This window comes from Lactobacillus kalixensis DSM 16043 (genome assembly GCF_001434335.1).
GTDB classification, from domain to species: domain Bacteria; phylum Bacillota; class Bacilli; order Lactobacillales; family Lactobacillaceae; genus Lactobacillus; species Lactobacillus kalixensis.
In genome coordinates this window covers 38,635-56,500 of the sequence record NZ_AZFM01000013.1, presented here as the reverse complement: position 1 = coordinate 56,500, position 17,866 = coordinate 38,635, and the positions used below count along the sequence as shown (strand labels likewise).

The 17,866-nt window shown below is 35.0% G+C and carries 13 protein-coding genes; 6 read left to right on the top strand and 7 right to left on the bottom strand.

All coding sequences use genetic code 11. The features are described 5' to 3' along the window. The 5 genes from FC46_RS05200 to FC46_RS05180 all read left to right on the top strand — a co-directional run. The coding region (locus FC46_RS05200) for a GNAT family N-acetyltransferase (protein WP_162253137.1) at positions 1-1,230 on the top strand (1,230 nt) is incomplete at its 5' end. Between the two features lie 254 nt (positions 1,231-1,484). Further along, a complete protein-coding gene (locus FC46_RS05195) occupies positions 1,485-3,569 on the top strand; it encodes a hypothetical protein (protein ID WP_162253136.1) in 2,085 nt (694 codons plus the stop codon). A 210-nt stretch (positions 3,570-3,779) separates the two neighbouring features. Then, positions 3,780-5,270 carry an SH3-like domain-containing protein gene (locus tag FC46_RS05190; protein ID WP_057798551.1) on the top strand — a complete coding sequence of 497 codons (1,491 nt, stop codon included), beginning with the start codon at positions 3,780-3,782 and terminating at the stop codon, positions 5,268-5,270. Positions 5,271-5,432: 162 nt separating this feature from the next. Next, positions 5,433-6,932, top strand: coding sequence for an LBA0864 family S-layer associated protein (locus FC46_RS05185; RefSeq protein WP_057798549.1), 1,500 nt, complete (start codon positions 5,433-5,435; stop codon positions 6,930-6,932). 129 nt (positions 6,933-7,061) lie between these two features. After that, positions 7,062-8,153 carry a serine hydrolase domain-containing protein gene (locus tag FC46_RS05180; RefSeq protein ID WP_083478016.1) on the top strand — a complete coding sequence of 364 codons (1,092 nt, stop codon included), beginning with the start codon at positions 7,062-7,064 and terminating at the stop codon, positions 8,151-8,153. Positions 8,154-8,201: 48 nt separating this feature from the next. Here the strand turns inward: FC46_RS05180 and FC46_RS05175 are convergent, their stop codons facing one another. The 7 genes from FC46_RS05175 to FC46_RS05145 all read right to left on the bottom strand — a co-directional run bounded on the left by FC46_RS05175 (position 8,202) and on the right by FC46_RS05145 (position 13,915). Next, positions 8,202-9,032 (bottom strand): energy-coupling factor transporter transmembrane component T family protein, encoded by an 831-nt coding sequence (locus tag FC46_RS05175; protein WP_057798546.1) that lies wholly within the window; start codon positions 9,030-9,032, stop codon positions 8,202-8,204. Continuing rightward, positions 9,025-10,746, bottom strand: a complete 1,722-nt coding sequence (locus FC46_RS05170; protein WP_057798544.1) for an ABC transporter ATP-binding protein — start codon at positions 10,744-10,746, stop codon at positions 9,025-9,027. The genes FC46_RS05175 and FC46_RS05170 overlap by 8 nt, the downstream gene beginning before the upstream one ends. 14 nt (positions 10,747-10,760) lie before the next feature. Next, entirely contained in the window at positions 10,761-11,315 is a 555-nt protein-coding gene (locus FC46_RS05165; protein WP_057798542.1) for an ECF-type riboflavin transporter substrate-binding protein, read from the bottom strand. 126 nt (positions 11,316-11,441) lie between these two features. After that, on the bottom strand, positions 11,442-11,813 hold the full coding sequence (gene dhaM, locus FC46_RS05160; protein ID WP_057798540.1) for a dihydroxyacetone kinase phosphoryl donor subunit DhaM: 372 nt from the start codon (positions 11,811-11,813) through the stop codon (positions 11,442-11,444). Further along, the gene (gene dhaL / locus FC46_RS05155) at positions 11,810-12,394 is read right to left on the bottom strand and encodes a dihydroxyacetone kinase subunit DhaL (protein WP_057798538.1); all 585 of its coding nucleotides are present in this window, start codon (positions 12,392-12,394) and stop codon (positions 11,810-11,812) included. Before dhaL ends, dhaM begins: the two co-directional genes overlap by 4 nt. Positions 12,395-12,406: 12 nt before the next feature. Continuing rightward, a complete protein-coding gene (gene dhaK / locus FC46_RS05150; RefSeq protein WP_057798536.1) occupies positions 12,407-13,402 on the bottom strand; it encodes a dihydroxyacetone kinase subunit DhaK in 996 nt (331 codons plus the stop codon). Between the two features lie 87 nt (positions 13,403-13,489). After that, positions 13,490-13,915 carry a PAS domain-containing protein gene (locus tag FC46_RS05145; RefSeq protein ID WP_057798534.1) on the bottom strand — a complete coding sequence of 142 codons (426 nt, stop codon included), beginning with the start codon at positions 13,913-13,915 and terminating at the stop codon, positions 13,490-13,492. A 146-nt stretch (positions 13,916-14,061) separates the two neighbouring features. Between FC46_RS05145 and FC46_RS05140 the strand changes: the two genes are divergently transcribed. Continuing rightward, positions 14,062-17,691 carry a DEAD/DEAH box helicase gene (locus FC46_RS05140; RefSeq protein ID WP_057798532.1) on the top strand — a complete coding sequence of 1,210 codons (3,630 nt, stop codon included), beginning with the start codon at positions 14,062-14,064 and terminating at the stop codon, positions 17,689-17,691. Positions 17,692-17,866 lie beyond the last annotated feature (175 nt).

The following is a 17,866-nucleotide window of genomic DNA, read 5'->3' as shown; positions in this document are numbered from 1 at the left end:
AAAAGCCAAGAGCCACGCGGAAAGAGCGTGATTCTTAGCTTTCAAGTTTCAGTTAAAATACTCGATATGAAGCTACAAAAGAATGAAGAAACATTAAATCAAATCGCCGTACTTGTTAAAGAAGCTTTTAATAAAAAAGGCGATTTGACTAAAGATCCAAATTTTTATAGTCGGTACAAACATAGTGATGGCTATGGAATTATAAACGAAAATAAGTTGGCTAGTTATGTAATGGTTAATACTTTTGACAGCAGAGTTTTTACCAAGAAATTGCCGATGGCTGCAATTGGTTATGTATCCTCATCAAAGGAGTGTAGAGGACAAGGTAATATTTCCAAATTGATACTGGAAATTCTAAAAGATCTTCATGATCAAGGTATTCCATATACGAACTTAGCACCGTTCTCTGAGTCTTTTTACCAGCAATACGGGTTTGAGAATACAATCTACCTTAAGTCATACGATTTTACTCAGAAGGCCTTAAAAACCGTCAAAAAGACATCTGATGGCGAGGTGAAATATGGTAAGTGGGAAGATCTTATTATTCAAAATGGTGCTGCGCAACTTTACGAAATACCAATGCATAGTACCAATGAACGAAATACTATGAATCGGCCTTATTGGTGGTGGCAAAGATTTCAGACTTACTATCCTGATCGCAAGTTAGCCGTCTATTTTGGTAGAGTTGGGTTGCCTGAAGCATATATGTTTTATACAGTTAATGGATCCAACGTAAAAGTAGATGATCTGTACTCGACAACTGGCGATGGTTTTAGAGGATTACTAGGCTTTTTAGAAAGTTTAGGAGATAGTAGTACAAAATACACTATTCTTACGGCGCCAAACAATAATTTAGCTGACTTTTTCTCCAATCAAAGTCTGTTAGATATTAAAATTCGTCCATATATGATGTCTCGCATCATTGACTTTGAGACAATTTTATCAAGTATGAAGTTAGTGAATCAGGGAACTTTTGTTGTTGAAGTAAAAGAAGATAAATTGTGCCCTTGGAATAAAGGTAGTTGGGAAATCACCAAAACGGATAAGGAATTGAAAATATCCAAAACTGATAAACCTGGAGAAATTAAAGGAACTATTAAAAGCTGGACCAAAGTTTTATTAGGTGAATTAACAGTTAAAGAAGCAATTCAATTTGGAGAAATTAAAGGTGACAAGTATACCAAATTGGCTTTTTCAAAAGGAACAATTAGCTTCTATGATTACTATTAATCCAGCCTTTTTAGAAAACATATATAGAACAATATTATTAGACACAAGAATATATTTAAATTAACAAGTATAAATATATTTATGAGACTATTTGATAAGTAGGTTATAACGTTTAATATAAAATATATTTCTAAAGATAATAATCAGCAAATGTACAATTATATTTACTGATTATTTTTTATTTTCAAAAAAATATTTAGGCATTTTTTGCGTATTTATAAATAGAGGACTATTTATTTTAATTAAGGAGAAAAATGTCTAAAATGAAAATTTCTAATAAAATGATCCCATTAGTAGCTTCTGCAGCCATTGCAACTTTATTTTTAAACAGTTCAAATTCTGTAAAAGCTGATAAAGTTGATGATCAAAAAATAGATAGAGAAAAATCTCAAAATGATTTAGTTAAAAATCTAATTGATGATCAAAAGAAGGAAATTGCTAATGTTGAAACACAAATTGAATTGAACCAAAAAGAGATTGAGAGTCTGAAAGATAAACTGCAAGAAAAGAATGAACAGTTTTCTGTTTCTAAAGAAAAATTGGCACAAATTGAACAAGAAAAAGACTCAATTGATAAACAACTGGACGTATTAAATTCCGAAAATAGGAAAAATCAATCAGAATTGAGTGAGCTAGGAAGGGATTTGAGCAAAACAAAAGATGAATTAATTGATTCTGAAACGGTTCAAATTAATTTAGAAGAAAGAGTCAATGAAAATGAAGATCAGCTCAATTTGATTAAAGAAACTCTTCAGGATAGAAAAGAAATTTTGCAGAATCTGAAGGATACGTTAGATGCAATGACGATAAATGATAAGTTGGTTGTTGCTAATGATGAAAAAAGTAGAATAGCTCTTCAAAATTATGGTAGAGATATGTCTTATTTGGAACAGAGAATACAATTAGTAAACAAATATACTGAAGAGATTGGTCAGTTAGAGGAGAAAATTGAAAATTTAAGTAGTTTATTAAATATAGAGCAATCAGAAAAAGAGAAAGAAGCTTTAACTAAGCAAATAAAACAGTTCGAAAGTGAATTGAATCGAAAAATCAAAGGAAAGGCGAGTTATGAAAATAGTGTAAAAGAATATCAAAATGCTGTGGTGAAGGACATTGCCGATCTAGAAAAAGCAGCTTCAAAAGTGCCTAATATTAAGGCACACTTTGATCAAAAGAAAAAACTGCAAGCTCAAATTGATTCGGGAGTTGAAAAAGAGGAGAAACTCGAAAAACAATTAGCGGCTGTTCAAATCAAAAAGGATGAACTTCAAAATAAATTAAATTCCTTAAAAGAAGATCAGTCAGTTAATCAAGTTAAGGTAATGGAATTAAATTCTAAAATTGATAAAATTCAGAAACGATTAAATGAAATTGATAAAGAGAGTGTAGAACTAGTTCAAAAGAAGACTAACTGTTTTGACCAATTAAAAGAATTGAATGACGATCAGAATAATACTGCAGTTTCGTTAGCGCGGATCTCTGAGAAAATCACGTCCTTGAACGATAAGGGAGCAATGTTAACTGAAAAATTGACTCAGGAAAAGAAAAAACTTGCTCAGTATGAAGTTTTGGCTGAGTTGTTAGAAAAGCCTGATACTCAAGACAATTCGACACAAACTGAAAACGATAAGAAAGATACAGTAGATCAAGGAAGCCAGACAGATAATCCGTCAACAAGTGATGACGGTGCACAAACAGATACCGAAACTAAAGATGGTTCAACTCAAACTGAAAACGATAAGAAAGACACAGTAGATCAAGGAAGCCAGACAGATAATCCGTCAACAAGTGATAACGGTGCACAAACAGAATCACAAACTCCAGTCACAAAAGACGAATCTACTCAGACTGAAACTAAAGAAACGTCTAATCAAAAAGATTATTCAAATAATTCGTCAAACCCAATTATTTTTGAAAATTCACAACGAGAAACGAACACGTCAGTTAAAACTGATTCTGTTTCGACAAATCAAAATACTGAAACTACTCAATTTTCAGCAGAGCTTAACAATGAATCGACACAAACTGCAAAGAAAACGACAATTCTAGTTCAAATTAAAAAGGGTAAGTTAATTGCTAAGATCAATGGAGTGTGGACGAAGATCTCATTCAAACAGTTAAAAGACTTAACTAAGAGATCAAATTTAAAATTCAGTGGTAAAGTAAGTCTTAAAAATAAAATCGTAAAACTCTATTTAAAATCAGGTAAACTATCAAGACAAAAGATAAGACAAAGGAAAGTAAGAATTTTTGAACTGAAGCAGATTGATGGTATTTGGATGGCTCGTATAAGTGAAAAACAAGTCTGGATTTCAACTTCAGATTTAAAACTTATATAGATTAATATGTACAAACAGATATATGCATTGACACATAAAAATAAATAGAAATATAAGTATAAATATAATAAATAAAAATCCTTTGGAACGAACTGTTTCTAAAGGATTTTTTGGCGCATAAATATTTTTAATTGATGGATCTTAAAGATCAATGTTGTGCTAAAATAATCAATTGGATTTTAGAAAGGAAATTTCAATTCTGGAGTAAAAATGAATAAAAAGTTTCGAATTACTCTATTGGCAAGCGCAATACTGATAAGTGTTTCATTTGCCAATAAAGCAAATACTAAAACAGTTTATGCTAAGAGTTATCCAGTTGCTGTCACCAAAATTGCTGGCAACGGCAACTATGGAATTTTTAATCAAGTTACAAGAAGTGGACCATCTCAGAGAATTACTAGCACACGATTTTTTAAACATGGTACGATTCAATCTGATGCTTCGTTCAGAACTCATAAGGGAAAGTACTGGGATATTTTTGTCGATGGTCGCCGCGTTGGTTGGGTTAATCAGAAGTTTTTCAAGAGGAGCAAAATTTCAGTTGCTAAAAATATTTCTGTAGAAAGAAATCCAAGTTACAGTATGCCAACTCGAGATGCAATTAACTACGCAACCGACAAGGAAGGTACCGCTGTTTTACCATCTAAAGTGCATGTATCTCAAAGTGCGGTTAGCACTAGATCAGCTTATGTGACTTACCGATACGGAAAAGCTGTGGCGCATGCGCAGTTTACTGTTTATCGAAAAACTAATGGTCATGTTACAAAAAAGCCCAAGCGCGGATCAAAGGCGGTAAAGGGTTGGAAAGGGTCATCGATTAAATCTTCAAAGAACTGGAATTCTGCTCACGGCTTCACTCCAGAAACTCAGAGTAATACTTTTAAAGCCGGTGATTTAACGCTGAAAACACGCTTGTTCCAACCACGTTTTGTTAGCATCGGTGATCATATTCCTTCAAAATGGATTGGTCGAGTTGGCGTGATTCCAGAGGGGATTACGCTCCACCACAATAAATTCGTTACTTCCATTTTGCCAAGCGCAGATAGTTTGCATGGACATCTTGTCATGTACAATTTAAATGTGATAAAGAGTAAAACAGCTGCTCAGAATTTACGAAAACTTGATTGGGATACTTTTAAACATTACGCTAAAAATATTCGTGTGAGTCCTTATATAAAAATCGGTCACGGTCAGTCCTTGGGATCTACAGGAAAATATATTTATGTCATGGCAGATAACAACAAGTACCTCAATGGAAATCGCTCAGAGGAAATTCTACGGGTGAAGAAAAGTAATATGCTGATTGATAAAATTTGGACTTTTCGCATTTCACCGCACCACTATATTCACAATGCAACTTTTGTAAATGGAAAAACGATGTATGCATTGTTTCATAGTTTGACTCATGATAAGTATGAATATTGGAAGCTATCATTAAAGAAGGGAGTCTGGCGAGCAAAAGAATTAGGTGCAACTAAAGGAGTTCTAGTCGAAAATTCACCAGTCCAGGCTTTTACTTATTCAAACGGTAAATATTATGTTGGCTTTAACGACAATATCTTTAAGGTGGCTAAAAATGGTAGAGTTCTCAAACATTATCATTTCCACATCGGTCGCGAAATCGAAGGCTTGTCGGTTAAAGGCTCAACAATTTATGTAGAATTAGCCAAAAGATCAGAATTGGTTCATGGAAAATTGTGAAAAATAAGTTAGTGTTTCACGTGAAGCGCTAACTTATTTTTTACTCGCTTTTTCAATTTTTCTTATAATACATGTTATTTTTTGTGAAGCTATGTGGTAAAATCAATCGTGTATTTTATTCAAAGCATAAATAATAAAGTGTTTATACGAGGGAGAAAATGAATGAATAAAAAGTTTACTGTTGCATTAGCTGCAAGTGCTTTGTTATTTAGTGGTGTACTTGCAAGTAATGTTGCTGCGCAAAATGTTGAGGCTAAAAGCTTTAGTAAGGCTGTCACTAAGATTGCTGGTAACGGCAACTATGATATCTACCGTAGTGTTTCAAGTAGTGGCCCTTCAAGTAAAATTGGTTCAACTGCTGACTTTAAATATGGTCAAATTCAGTCAAAGCGCTATGTTTCAACTAAGAAGGGTAACTTCTGGGACATCTATGTAAATGGTCGTCATGTTGGCTGGGTAAGCCAAAACTTCTTTGCACGTAATGAAATTTCAGTGGCAAAGGAAGTTACTGTTCAAAGTAACAGTGCATCAAGCTTCTCAACTAGAGATGCAATTAACTATGTAACAGATAGTCAAGGGACCGCGATTAATCCAAGCAAGGTACAAGTTTCTCAAGCTGGAGTATCAACAAAGTCTGCAACTGTAAATTATAGCTATGGTAAGGCTAAAGCTAGTGTTAAGGTTGATGTTGTAGATGCACCAGAAAAAGGCGCAAGTAATGTTGATCCAAAAACAGGTTTCAAAGATACGACTACTTGGACTGGTAGCTCAAAAAGCTCTTCAAAGAATTGGAATGCTGCACACCACTTCACTTCTGAAACTAGTGGTAACACTTACTCATCAAATGGTTTAACTTTAAGAACTCGTTTGTTCCAACCTCGCTTCTTAAGTTTGGGTTATGGTCAAGCAGGAGATGCAATGGGTCAAGTTGGCGTAATTCCAGAAGGTATTACTGTTAACAATGGTCAATTCGTAACTTCATTGTATACTAGTAGTTCAAGCCAATATGGACACCTTGCAATGTACAATTTGAATGCCATTCGAAGTAAAACAGCTGCTCAAAATTTAACTACTATGAGTTGGAGTGCATTTAAGTCATATTCAAGAAACATTAAAGTTAGTCCATACATTAAACTAGGTCATGGTCAATCATTAGGTTCTTCAAGCTCATATATCTATGTGATGGCTAATGATAATAACTATACTAATGGTCCTAAATCAGAAGAAATTCTTCGAATTCGTAAGAGTGATATGAAGATTGATAAGATTTGGACATTTAGCATCGCTTCAAACCGTTACATTCACAACGCAACTTTTGTTGGCGATGGTACTATGTATGCGTTATTCCGTAATGGTGGCTACAACAAGTACGAATACTGGAAATTAGATCTTCAAGGAAATGGTGCTTGGAAGGCTACTCAAGTTGGTGCTACTAAGGGTAGATTTATTACTAACTCACCTGTACAAGGATTTGCATATGGTAACGGTTCGTTCTACATTGGCTTTAACGATTACATCTTCAAGGTATCTGAAAATGGTACTGCTCAAAAGAGTTATCACTTCAATACTCGTCGAGAATTAGAAGGCTTATCAGTAAGCGGCTCAACATTGTATGTTCAATTAGCGCAACGTGCAGAACTTCTTTCAGGACAAGCTAAATAATTTTTTAAAAAAACTGGGATTATCACTTTGTTGAAATTCCCAGTTTTATTTTTTAAAAAATATTTCCTAGGAAATATTTCAAACGTGGTAGAATATTTACTGATTTTATGTAGGAGGTATTGCTGGAGATTGAAAGTTAAAAAGGTTTTATTAGGACTTTTATTTATAGCTGTTAGTTTGTTTTGCATTAATGGAAATACTTTTCACGTTAAAGCGGCAAGTGAGCGCGCTTATGTTCAAAAAGTTCTAAAAAAGTATCACGCAAAAGGTACTGTAGTTATTATCAAGGATGGTGAAGCAGAACAAATTAGTAGTGGATATGGTTATTATAGTAGAAAAATAAAAAATGGTAGTGATAAGTTAGTATATCCGTTAGGATCGCTTCAAAAGGTTGTGACTGGTGCGATTATTACCCAACTGATTTATCAAAATAAATTTACACAAAATACTAAAATTTCATGTTGGTATCCACATCTGAAAAATGCTAAAAATATAACGGTAGGTCAATTAATGACACATACTTCTGGAATTAATATGTCAAGTACAGAATCAAGTCACGGCGTTCTTTTTTCAGAAGAGGGTGCAATTAATTGGACTGTTCTAAGGGATAATCTTCAAAGTCATACTTCTCTGGGAAAGTTTAATTACAACAATGCAAATTATGTTTTGCTGGCTGGGATAATTAGAAAAGTAACTGGCAAATCATATGCTTCAAATGTAAAGAGTAGGATTATTAAGCCCCTTAAGTTGAAACATACTTACGTCTACACTCAAATTCCACGAAATAAGACAGATGCGATTTCATATCTTTATTCAAGCGGTCGGAATTATCAAAATAGTGCATATGTTAATAAATATGTTGTTTCTCAATTACCGGGTGCAGGGGATCTATTCTCCAATCCAAGTGATTATCGAAAAATTATTGCAGGCTTATCAAATGGTAAGATTTTGAATCAAGATCAATTTGAATATCTGACACATTTAAAGTCAAAAGATAGCACTTATTCAGGTGGAATGTATCTTAAGGATAAAGGTCGGCTCCAATTAGCTTATGGTAATTTTGGCGATACTCATTTTAGTAATTGGATGCAAATCACTTCTGATAATCAAAATGGGATTGTGATCTTCTTGAATCAAACTGAGTCAAGTAGTAAACCTGTCAAAAAAGTTGGTTATCAAATATTAAAACATTTAAAGAAAAATACCTTTATTAGAGGATAGAAAAAAGGCTTTGAATCGGAAAATGATTCAGAGCCTTTTTGAATAATTCTATTTAAATGGGTTAAAAAAGCGGCCATTATTTACTTGCCATAAAATCACAACAAGCATTACAAGTAAAAATGCGAGAAGAGTAACAAGATAATCTTTAGTTTGGAACGGTTCATAAACGTACCATGTCCGCTTCTTTTTAGAACCGAAACGTCTTAGTTGCATGGCTGTACTGATTGTATCAATTCTGTCCAAACTTGAAAAAATCAAAGGAATAACGATTGTTAAAGTACCTTTAATTCGTTTGCCTAAGCTAGCTTTTTTAGAAAGCTCATTGCCACGAGCTTGTTGCGCTGCAGATATTTCCCAATAGTTTGTCTGAATTGTTGGGATGTAACGCAACGCCAGAGATACGGCGTAAGAGATCTTATAGCTAACGCCAATTTTATTCAAACTTGAAGCAAACTGACTTGGATTTGTTGTAAGTAAGAAAAGTAGAACGAGTGGAACAGAGCAAATATATTTCAAAATCAAGTTAAATAAATAGAATAGTTCTTCTTGAGTTAATGTGAAATAACCAGCATTAAAAACCACATGCTTAGTACCATACAAATTTTGTCCATAAGTTGGTTGGAAAATATAAACGGCAATCAAATTAATAACTGCAAAGACAATAATAAATTTCACAATAAATGAAATTTGATGCCATTTAATTCCAGCAATCTTTAAACAAGCAATTGAAAAAATACATACTAAGATTAAAAAACGTGTATCATAAGTCACCATACAAGCAATCGAAACTACCAGTAAAAAGATTAACTTAGTTGTGGCATTTAATCTATGAATGAAAGAATTACCAGGTTGATAGCCTAAAATTTTATCGCTATTCATTTTCAACGCCTACCTTTCCATGGCGTTCAGAATCAATATAAGCTTGAACGAAACCGTTAGGGTCTGGCAAGTTATAATGTGTAGCCAATTCAAATAAGCTTGTACGTTTAAGTGAAGCCTGCTTGATCAAATCTTGATTAGTTAATAGCGCAATCGGCGTTGTATCGGCAATTAATGCACCATTTGCAAAGGCCAAACTTCTAGTAGTGTATTCAAGCATGAGGTGCATATCATGTGTAACGATCATGATTGTTTTACCTTGCTTGTTTAAATCACCTAAAAAATTCATGATTTCAGTATAAGTTTGCCAATCTTGACCAGCAGTTGGTTCGTCCAAAATGATTAAGTCGGGTTCTAATACCAAAATTGCAGCGATTGTTACTCGCTTTTTTTGACCAAAACTCAAAGCGGAAATTGGCCAGTTTCTAAAAGGATAAAGCCCACAAATCTTTAAAGTTTTGTTTACACGATCTTTGATTTCATCTTCATCAACGTTTCTTAGTCTTAAACCTAGTGCTACCTCATCAAGGATCATCTTCTCAGAAATCATTTGATTTGGATCTTGCATGACGTAACCGATCTTTTCAGCACGTTCCTTAATGGAAAAGTTTGATAGATTGTGACCGTCAAAAGAAACTTCACCTTCGCTTGAAATAAAACCACAAATGATGCGACATAACGTCGTTTTGCCTGCACCGTTTTGGCCGACAATTGAGACAAAGTCGCCTTTGTTAATTGTTGCGGTTACGTTATGAAGGGGATGAGTCTGCTTTTTAGTATAACGGTGGCCAACATTTTCTAAAGTTAAAAGTGGTTGAACGTCTTTTTTATCATCTACTTTGCTCTGCTTTTCTTCCCACATTTCTAAGCGATTCTTAATCGTATCATCAACTGGGAGATTTGTAATTGAATCAAGTTCTGGAACTTCTTTTAAATTAATGCCCGCTTTTTCCAAAGCATTTATATATAACGGTGAACGTACACCGACTTTTTCGAGTAAATGAGTATGCAATAAATCGTTTGGCAATTGATCTGCTACAATTTTTCCGTCGTTAACTAAAACAATGCGGTCAACATGCTCCGCTAAAACTTCCTCAATTCGGTGTTCAATAATGATCACAGTAGCGTTAACTTCTTTTTGGATGCGGTCGATCAATCTAATTGTCTTAAGTCCGGTAGCAGGGTCAAGATTAGCTAAAGGTTCATCGAAAAGTAAAATAGGTGATTCATCAACCAAAACACCAGCTAAGGCAACGATTTGTTTTTGACCACCAGATAAAGTTTGAGGAGATTGCGTTAAAAGATTAGCTAACTTTAGTTCAGCTGCCCATTTATTAACTTTTTCATGCATTTTGTCACGAGGTTGGCAGTCATTTTCTAAAGAAAAAGCAATATCTTCACCAACAGTCATACCAATAAATTGACTGTCTGAATCTTGTAAAATTGTTGAAGTGGTAAATGACAAATCAAAAAGACTTGCCTTAGTAATGTCTTTTCCATTTACTAAGCAAGTCCCTTTAATTTCGCCATGGTCTTCATTAGGAATCAGTCCATTTAAACATCTGACGATTGTTGACTTGCCACTGCCAGAAGGTCCAGCAATAAGAATTTTTTCTCCTTGTTGAATCTCTAAATTAATCTCTTTCAGTGTGTCATCAGCTTGGCTATCATATTTAAAGCTGAAATTCTTAAATTGAATGATTGGCTTATTCATATAAAAATCCTTTGTTAATCTTTATGCAAGCTGCCTTTTTTAACTTTAGTTGCAGCATATGCCTTAAGTAGTATTGTACCTAAAATCATGATTGCAAGAAAGTTAGTAATTGTAGCAGTGATTCCTTGTAAGAATACCTTGTTAGCAGGTTCACTGTAGATCAAGATATCGCCAACTGGTGCGATTAAGTCCCAGCTGAGTAAGTTGGCAATTAATTGAACAACGTTGAACATGACGATTTGTTTACCATTAAATGCACCATGTTCCAGGTCTAAGCGCATACCATACAAACCGATAATTAAACCAAGTACAGCAGTTGCTAAAACCCAGTTCCACCAGGTTTGGCCGTACATTAAGAAATCGCTAAGAGTGTGGCCGATGAAACCAACACTGAAACCTACGACTGGACCGTAGATTGTAGCGATTAAAGCTAAGAATGGGTAGACAATTTCGATGTTAGTGTTTGGAATACCAGTTGGGATGGAGGTGAAACGAGCTAAAATTACGTAGATCGCTGTACCAATACCAATGGCTACCACACTTTTTACAGATAAACCTTTTTCTTTCATGTTGTTCTCCTCGCAATAAAATTCTTTAACTTTAATTTAATAAAGTATATAGAAAAAAGTCAAGGAAAATACGCACAATTATCAATTAAAATGATAAATCGTGCGTATTATGAAATCGGTTTCTTTTTAATTTTTGATTGTTAAAGGTTTTAGTTGTGTTTCGATTTCGTCCAAACCAACGCCAGCTTGAATTAATGAAGCTGCTGTATAAGCCCCTTCAATAAAGGCTGTATCGTATAAGTGAACTTTCTTATCACTCATTTCTATTGCCATTTCAAGGTTCATCTTGGCACTACCTAAATCGTAGAATGCTAAAATTTCGTCGGCTCCATTTTCAGAAAAAGCATTCATGATTTTTTCCATACTAGTACCAATGCGTCCATCATCAGTTCCACCAGCAGTTGTGATTGAAACATCTCCAGCTACCTGATCTAATAGCTTAGGCAAACCATTAGCAATCTCTGGAACGTGTGAAACTAGGGTAATACCTAAACTCATAGTAAACCCTCCGTTTCAAGCAATGATTGAAAGAGATAGCCACTTGATTGTGAACCTGGATCGATATGGCCTTTAGAACGTTCACCAAGGTATGATGCACGTCCTTTCTTAGCAATCATATCCTTACTCGCTTCAACCGCTGCATCAATTTTTTCTTGAGTTAAAGTGCCATTCTTAACTTCAGGAACTAATGCATTCCAAACATCAACCATGGTCTTGTCACCAGGCTTAGCGCCGCCGCGCATTTCAATTCCCTTTAATGCTGCATCAAGCAGTTCGCCAAGGTCATCGGTTGATGAAGTTTTCTTAGCCATTTCAAGAAATGCTGTTCCATAAAGAGGACCTGAAGCACCACCAACAGTTGAAATTAATGCCATAGCAATTGTCTTAAAACCGTTTTGAAGATCGGTAGGTTTAGTCTGCAACTTTTCTTGGACAGCAGTCATTCCACGCTTCATGTTAAAACCGTGGTCACCATCACCAATAGGTGTATCTAAATCGCTTAAATATTGAGCATTTGCTTCTATTTTTCCAGCAAAATCGTTCATCCAACTAGTTAAAGTATCAACAGTTAATGCCATAATTATTCCTTTCTACCAACCAATAGTCTCAACAGGCTCGTTTAAAGCTTCAAGCCATTTGTCATCTTTAATTTCAAATAAGGTTAGTGAAATACCAGCCATATCAATAGAAGTCATGTAGTTACCGACTTTAGTGAATACCGGCTTAATGTTAAAGTTCTCAAGTTTGTTGTAAACATCGTTTGCGAAGATGTATTGTTCCATTAATGGAGTAGCGCCCATTCCGTTAACTAAACAAGCATACTTCTTGTCGCTACTTAAGTGCATCTCATCATCTAGCTTGTCGATTAATTCGTCAACTAGTTCTTTTGAAGGCTTAATCTTTTCACGACGGTATCCAGGTTCTGAGTGAATGCCAACGCCAAATTCGATTTCGTCATCTTTCAAAACAAATCCAGGTTTGCCAACTTCAGGGTTTGTTGCTGCAGACAGGGCAACAGCGATGGTCTTGATGTTTGGTAAAACTTCATGAGCTAACTTGTCAATTTCATCAAGGCTTGCACCTTCTTGAGCAGCAGCACCAAGAATCTTGTGCATAAAGATAGTTCCGGCAACTCCACGTCTACCTTGAGTATACAGACTATTTTCAACAGCGATATCGTCGTCAACGACAATACTTTTTACTTCAATATCGTCCATTGCGGCTAAGTCCTTTGCCATATCGAAGTTCATAACATCGCCAGAGTAATTTTTGACAACTAAATAGACACCATTGCCTTGGTTGACGGCTTTAATTGCTTCATAAATTTGGTCTGGAGTAGGTGAAGTAAAAACTTGTCCGCAAACTGCAGCACTAAGCATACCTTTACCAACATAACCGGCATGAGTAGGTTCGTGACCTGAACCACCACCAGAAACGATGCCAACTTTACCTTTCATTGAATCTTTATCTGCCCGAACAACAGCTTCAGTGTTAGGAATTTTTTCAATAATTTGAGGATAACTGCGGACCATGCCGTTGACCATTTCAGGAACAACTTGGTGCGGATCATTAATAATTTTCTTCATCAAAAGAACCTCTTTCTTTATTATAAAAAAGAACTTATATACAGTTAAAATTATATCAGTATCCGCTTACATCGTTAAATAAGAAATCTACCTCTTTTTCAAGATATTCATAATATTACGCCACTTGCTACCTTTAACTTGGTAGTTAGCAACTGGTTGAGTAACTTCAACGCAACCCAAATATTTGCCGTTATCATCGTGCAAGCTATAGAAAGAAATGTTAACAGGTTGACCATTCTTATGAATGTTGATTGAAATGGAATTACGCTTTCCCTCGTGCATCTGCTTCAAAACTGCTTTAACGTGATCTTGTGATTTTCCGGGATGCACTTCAAACACTGTTTTGCCAACATCTTTTTCGGTGCGCGGGAATAAGCGGTTATCATTCATTGATGACCAAACGACGACATCATTTTCGTCTAAGACATCAAATTCTTGTGGAATAGTTGTAAAAATAGCATTTAATTCGTCTAAGGATAAATGCCCACCCTTTAATTTAATTGGTTCTGTCATAAAAATCCCCTTAATAAATCGTTTTCATAGAATTTATTTTATCATGCAAAAATCGCTTTGAACCGCGGCTTAACGTTATTTAATCTTTGACAAGGCATTTTTCTGACCTATATAATCTTGTGTAGATGAATTGAAGGGTGATAAAAATGGCGAATTATATTGGTAGTTGGATGGATAACTTTAATCCTCAAATTCTTGAACGAGGACGTGAAATTAGTAAAAAACAATTTGTGAGATATGTCTACTTTAAGAATAATAGCTTAAATTTTGAATCTCTCGTTATAAGTTCGAATTTAACATCGACGTATATCGTGACTGGAGTTTACAAGGATGATGGCCAAGTTTTGGCCTTAAGGTGTACTTGTCCATGGGCTGAAGAAGGACATCTTTGTAAACATATGGCTGCCGTTTTAATTACGATTGATACTGTGGGAAAAGATGTCTGTCTTAAGGCTTCACAAGAGTATAGAGAAAATGGTGAAGTTGAGGATATTAGCTTTAAAGATATTTACTTACAAAGTGCATTGAATTATTCAAAGGATAATAGTGTCCTAGGGGATCCACTTGAAATTGCTAAGAATGTGAAATTTTCTTACCATGATTATGAAGAATATCATTCTCTAAATCACCGTTTACGTACGCAAGCTCATTACTTTGAAAAATTGGATGATAGTAATCATCGCTTTGTTATTGAATATCGGACAGGCTATTTAGAGTATACTGTTCGAATTGTTTTTGATATTGATACGATCAAAAATATTGAAATTGAGTCTCCAATTAGAAACTTTGAAAAAAATGCATTCAATTTAAAAGCTTTATTCGATTTTGTTGAATATTACCTTAAAGATAATCCGCTTGAAGACACAAATGAAGCAGCGTTAATCTTTTTGGATAAGTATAAAAATATTATCAATAATGATAAAGATACGTATGAAGAGAATAATCTTCCTATTAAGCTTTATGCATATGTTGAAAATGCTTATTCTGCACCAGAAATTTCTTTTAGGTTAGGGCAGGGCAGTCATCTTTATAAAATTAAGAATCTAATCAGTCTAGTTGATGATGCCAATGATGGAAAAAAAGTTAGGTTAGGTAAGTTTTTCGATCGAGTTATTGATGTCAATCAAATGGATGAAAGTAGCAAATTATGGTTCTATTTCTTAGAAGAAATGTGTGACTATTATAAATTTGCCAAAGATGATACATATACTTATTACTATAATACCAGCTTAAATACACTTCCGTTAGCTGACTCTATTGCCGATCGAGTAGATGATTTATTGCAAAAAGGTGCCGTTTTACATCGAGATAAAGCGACTATTCAGTATGAAGTTTCAGATAAGAAAATTTCAATGAAGATCTCAACAGATCCAGAGACAAAAACCGCTAAAATCTTTGTTGATTACATTGTTGATCCAAATAATTTTGATCATGTCATTTGGGGTAACCAACATCTTTACTTTATTAGCAAAAATAGCTGGATTAACTTCAAAAATATTAACCCACGCAAGATACAGCGATCCGGAATTGAGTTTGGTAACCACTTAGAATTTGGTGCAGAAACGATGCCAACTTTTGGCCGTAAAATTCTACCGATTCTAAAAGAAAGTAATCTTTTTGAAATTGAAGGTGAAAAACAACTTGAAGCAGAACTTCCACCAGTTGCTAAAATCTTCTTCAAACTTGATTTTCAAGACAAGAACATTGTTTGTCGTCCTAGCGTAAAATACGGTGAGCATGAGTATCAACTGCTTGAAAAAGACAAAGAAACGCGTAACTTTACCCGTGAACTTGATAAAGAAGAGGCAGCACAGAAGCTGGTTGAAGATCTTGGTTTTAGTCAAAATGAGGACCAGAGAAACTACGAGCTTTCAATTGGCAGCAGCGATAAAATTGACTATTTCTTCGATGAAGGGCTTAACCAGTTAAAATCTGTTGGTAAAGTCGAAGCTACTGCCGCTTTTAAACGCCTGATTGCAAATACGAAGACTAAGTTCACTGTAAGTCTCGGAATTCGCCTTGGTGAAAATACCATCGATCTTGAAATCAAAGGTGATGAACTTGCACCAGAAGATATCCAAGCAATTTTGAACGCTTATCAAGAAAAGAAACACTACTTCATGCTCAGAGACGGCCAAATGCGTGCTGTTGATTCACCTTCAATTGAAGAATTAGCTCAAGTTATGAAGGCAATGGACATCAGTCTAGATAAATTTGTTAAAGGCAAGATGGCAGTGCCAGCATATCGCGCTTTTTATCTTGAAAAAATGCTAAAAAATCGTGACGATCTGCAATATACCAGTAACGATGCTTTCAACAAGTTGATTGATGATCTAGACAAAGGCAATGTCAAAGCCGCTAAAGTGCCAAATAAACTAAAGAAAGTTTTGCGACCATATCAGACAAAAGGCTTTGAATGGCTAACGACGCTAGTTAACTACCAATTAGGCGGTTTGCTTGCCGATGAAATGGGTCTGGGTAAAACGCTCCAAGTGATTTCTGTTTTGCTTTCTCGCCAAAATAAGAGTAACTTGCCAAGCTTAGTCATTGTGCCAGCTTCAGTTGTATATAATTGGGAAGCAGAATTTAAGAAATTTGCTCCAGAGCTTAAGACTTTAGTATTAGGTGGCGGAAAAAAAGAGCGAGCAATGCAGCTCAAAGATGCAGAAAAGTCGGATGTATTAATTACTTCATATGATTCACTTAAGCGTGATCTTGAAGAATACGGCAAGCTGAAGTTCGATCTTGAAGTAATTGATGAAGCACAGAATATCAAGAATGCCCGCGCTGCTGTTGCCAAAGCTGTCAAAGTTATTAATGCCAATCACCGAATCGCTTTAACCGGTACGCCAATTGAAAACAACTTGAGTGAACTTTGGAGTATTTTTGATTACTTAATGCCTGGCTTCTTAGGTACATACGACTATTTCAAGAGCACTTATGAAAAGCCAATCGTTAAAGATGGTGATGAAGCGACAGAGCAGAAGCTAAGTCAAATTATTGCACCATTTATTTTGCGCAGGTTGAAGAAGAATGTTTTGAAAGATCTGCCTGATAAAAATGAACAAGTTGTTTACGCTAAATTATCAGGTAAACAAAACGATCTATACCAAGCCCAATCTCAAAAGTTGATTCAGGACTTGAATAAACAAGATGATAAAGACTTCAAGAAGCAACGTTTCCAAGTGTTAGCTGCAATTACAAAATTGCGAGAGTTGTGCTGTGATCCGCACCTTCTTTATGAAGATTATCGCGGCAAGTCTGCCAAGCTTGAAACAACGTTGGGCTTAATCAAAGATTCACTTGCAGACGGCCACAAGATTTTGCTATTTTCACAATTTACCTCAATGCTGGATATTATTGAACAAAAATTGAAGAAAAATAAGATTCCAGTTTACGTAATTACCGGTTCAACGCCAAAACAAAAGCGACAAGAATTGATCCAAGAATTCAATGATCTCAAGGAACCAGCAATTTTCCTAATTTCATTAAAAGCCGGTGGTACTGGGATTAACTTAACTAGTGCCGATGTTGTTATTCACTACGATCCATGGTGGAATGTCGCTGCAGAAAATCAGGCAACTGACCGTGCGCACCGAATGGGACAAAAGAACGATGTAACGATCTACAAGATGGTGGCGAAAGATACGATTGAAGAGAATATCGTCGACTTGCAGGAAAAGAAGGAAAAACTCGCTGAAGCTGTCCTAAATGGTGAAAATATCGGTTCAAACGCTTTAGATAAAGAAGACTTGCTCAAGATTTTGGGTAGATAAATTAATTTGATAGATAATAAGTTCTATCGAAAAATTTTATATAGATCAATAAAATAACTGGAAAAATTCACACAGAAAATTTTCCAGTTATTTTTATTTTAAAAAAGCAAAACCCCCTAAGATATAAGGGTGTAAGGAAGAAAAATTAATATTGCATGTTATAATTAAGTTGGTT